Here is a 3,618-nt window from a genome sequence, read left to right as displayed (position 1 = left end):
AAGTGGTAAGGGCGGTGATGGCAGCGCCCAACACCTGATTTTGCCTATCTCTGTGGGGGAGCGTGAATGACCATGAAGTTTGGTATGATATACATAACGGAAATGTACACGGGCGGGGGTATCCCCATAACCGTCAAGGCAGCAGTTTTGATATGAAGAAAGCAAAACATGAAAAGTCGCTGTGGGTGATATTGGTGATTGCCTCACTTATTTATTTGTTGATCCCTCCTTATTTGATCGCTTATTTTTTCAAGTTATATAACTTGAATCCTTTTCATATTGTCCCACTACCCCATTTTAATCCCTTCAAGAGTGAACGTGGGATTCCTTTATCTCAAACGTTTAGCTATTTATTATTTATCTGGTTGATTTTTAACGCAGTTATCAGCGCTATAGTGGCTATTATTTACCGCATATTCTTTTATTCAGATGATAATGAATAGTATTCTTACTGCTTAATTTCATCCGCCGATAACCTCCCGATTTTACTCAAAGGTGTTAGTCTTATACGGTAATAGAGGCTATATACCCGCCATCGTTCATGTTGCAGGTGTGTTGGCTGTGCTCGCTCACTCGAATCACTTACTGGTGTAAGCTCATCGAGGGTTCTGTTGCTTGCCGCCGGCCTGTATTTTGAAATCTATTGGGTACACTTTTGTCCGTCAGTTATTGTATTAACAACTAATTAGGCAGCTCGTTTCATCCAGTCACTGACGAACAGAGTGATGATAGCGTCCTCCATTTTTTACTACAGAGACCGTTATGCACATAACCTTACGTCAACTTGAAGTCTTTACTGAGGTGCTAAAAAGCGGCTCTACGACCCAAGCCTCGGTTGTGCTCGCGCTTTCACAATCGGCAGTCAGCGCTGCGTTGGCGGATTTGGAAGGGCAATTGAGGGTGCAACTGTTTGATAGGGTCGGTAAGCGTTTAGTCACCAATGAGCATGGGCGGTTGCTTTATCCCAAAGCATTGGCATTGCTGGATCAGGCAATTGAAATAGAACAACTTTTTTTGCAGGACTTAGGCGCGTTGCGGATTGCTGCCAGCAGCACTATTGGCAACTATATGTTACCGGGCATGATTGCCAAATACCGGCGTGACTTTCCCGACACACCGCTGGAATTGAATATCGGTAACAGTCAGGATGTGATTGAAGCAGTGGCAGATTTTCGCGGTGATCTGGGGCTGATTGAAGGGCCGTGCCATATGCCGGAACTGATGACCAAAGCCTGGCAACAGGATGAGTTGGTGGTGTTTGCGGCCCCAGATAATCCGTTATGCCATAAGATGCTGACACTGGAAGAGCTGGCCGATGCAGCTTGGATCCTACGTGAGCGCGGTTCTGGCACCCGCGAAGTGCTCGATCACTTACTGTTGGCAAAATTACCGCATTTCAAGTTGGTTATGGAGCTTGGGAATTCAGAAGCGATTAAGCGGGCGGTGCGTTATGGCATGGGAATCAGTTGTTTGTCGCGCCGGGTGATTGCCGATCAACTGGCCAACGGTGAACTGATCGTACTCAACATCCCTTTGCCACCACTGATACGAACCTTATATTTGATTCATCATCGGCAAAAACATATCTCTAACGCCTTGCAGCGCTTTCTCAGCTACTGTCAGGAAGAGGTCTGAACCGCAGAATTAGCCGAGAGCGAGTTACCCCTGTAGGGATAAGGTTTTTAAGCGTTTTACACCAATGATATTGGCTATTGCGGCAAGAATACCCGATAGAGAGAGGCTTTTACTGGCAAATGAGCTTTTGCTAATAATTGCACCGGGATCATGAAGGTATCTTATATCAGCGCATTGTTACTATCCGAGTCGGTGGGATTTGTTACAATCCCGCCTTATTTTTTAAGGGTGGATTAGGGTAAGAATGACTCAGCAAAATACTAAAATCCCAGTGCAGCAGGGTGCGCAGCGTTTACGTCGGGAGCTTAAATCACGGCACTTATCCATGATTGCTATCGGTGGTTCTATTGGTACCGGTTTGTTTGTTGCCTCAGGGGCAACGGTATCGCAAGCAGGCCCGGGTGGAGCATTGCTCTCCTATGCATTGATTGGCCTGATGGTTTATTTCCTGATGACCAGTCTCGGTGAGCTGGCGGCGTTTATGCCGGTATCAGGCTCATTTTCAACTTATGGTTCCAAATACGTCGAGGAAGGCTTTGGTTTCGCCCTTGGCTGGAACTATTGGTACAACTGGGCCGTCACTATCGCTGTTGACTTGGTTGCGGCACAATTGGTGATGAATTACTGGTTCCCAGACGCACCAGGCTGGATTTGGAGTGCGCTGTTCCTCGCCCTGATGTTTTTACTGAACTACATCTCAGTAAAAGGCTTTGGTGAAGCGGAATACTGGTTCTCACTGATTAAAGTCACCACAGTCATTATCTTCATCATTATTGGTGTAATGATGATTAGCGGCATTATGAAAGGCGGTGAGAGCGCGGGTTGGCACAACTGGACCATTGGTGATGCACCCTTTGCCGGGGGCTTCTCGGCGATGATTGGTGTGGCAATGATTGTTGGTTTCTCTTTCCAAGGCACTGAACTGATTGGTATTGCGGCCGGTGAATCAAAAGACCCAGGTAAAAATATTCCACGCGCAGTGCGCAAGGTGTTCTGGCGTATTTTACTGTTCTATATCTTTGCTATTTTGATTATCAGCCTGATTATTCCGTATACCGATCCAAGTCTGTTACGTAATGATGTCAAAGATATCAGTGTTAGCCCATTCACGCTGGTATTCCAGAATGCAGGTTTGCTGTCAGCGGCCGCGGTGATGAATGCGGTTATCCTGACGGCAGTGTTGTCAGCGGGTAACTCGGGGATGTATGCCTCAACCCGTATGTTGTTTACCCTGGCCTCAGAAGGTAAAGCGCCACGTATCTTTGCCAAGCTGTCTGAGGGCGGGGTGCCACGTAATGCTCTGTATGCCACCACGGTAGTGGCCGGATTGTGCTTCCTAAGTTCAATGTTTGGCAACCAAACTGTGTATCTGTGGTTACTTAATACCTCAGGTATGACTGGCTTTATTGCTTGGTTGGGTATTGCTATCAGCCATTATCGTTTCCGCCGTGGCTATATGATGCAAGGCCGTGACTTGAACGACTTACCGTATCAGTCTGGTTTCTTCCCGATAGGGCCGATTTTCGCCTTCGTACTGTGTTTGGTTATTACTTTGGGGCAGAACTATCAGGCTTTCTTGCAAGACCGCATTGATTGGTATGGTGTGACTGCAACCTATATTGGTATTCCATTGTTCCTGGTGATTTGGTTTGGCTACAAATTGAGCCGTGGCACTAAGGTTATCAAATACCAAGAGATGGAATTCCCGAAATGGCGTGATGACAGTGAAGATAATCCTGAGCCGACAAAGCCGGTGATGACAGCTGACTAGTTTTTAGCGCTAATCAAAATTAAGCCACAGTGATGGCAGGGCGATAATCTTATCGCCCTTTTTTTGGGCTGTAAGCTGGTGATTATTTAAGCAAAGTTAAGCAAATAATTTCGCTAACTTCTCTTTATGGCCCTTTTGAATACGGGGATGAATCAGGCTTATTGATTAAATAATATTATAAAATAAGGATTTACAGCGTATTGCACTTAATT

The 3,618-nt window shown here is 46.1% G+C and carries 3 protein-coding genes; all 3 read left to right on the top strand.

Annotated features, from left to right (window positions below; genetic code table 11):
• Positions 1 to 62 precede the first annotated feature (62 nt).
• The 3 genes from V2A85_RS22655 (at position 63) to V2A85_RS22645 (ending at position 3,406) form a co-directional block, all read left to right on the top strand.
• Positions 63 to 443: a hypothetical protein gene (locus tag V2A85_RS22655; protein WP_227746528.1), complete on the top strand. Its 381-nt coding sequence runs from the start codon at positions 63 to 65 to the stop codon at positions 441 to 443.
• Positions 444 to 762: 319 nt separating this feature from the next.
• On the top strand, positions 763 to 1,635 hold the full coding sequence (gene yieE / locus V2A85_RS22650; protein WP_372559375.1) for a DNA-binding transcriptional regulator YeiE: 873 nt from the start codon (positions 763 to 765) through the stop codon (positions 1,633 to 1,635).
• A gap of 244 nt (positions 1,636 to 1,879) precedes the next feature.
• Positions 1,880 to 3,406, top strand: coding sequence for an amino acid permease (locus tag V2A85_RS22645; protein WP_420072433.1), 1,527 nt, complete (start codon positions 1,880 to 1,882; stop codon positions 3,404 to 3,406).
• Positions 3,407 to 3,618 lie beyond the last annotated feature (212 nt).

It is taken from the genome of Yersinia sp. 1252 StPb PI (genome assembly GCF_048593885.1).
In the GTDB taxonomy this organism is placed as follows: domain Bacteria; phylum Pseudomonadota; class Gammaproteobacteria; order Enterobacterales; family Enterobacteriaceae; genus Yersinia; species Yersinia enterocolitica_E.
The sequence above is the reverse complement of the archived record's forward strand: the minus strand, read 5'-3'. Positions and strand labels throughout refer to the sequence as shown.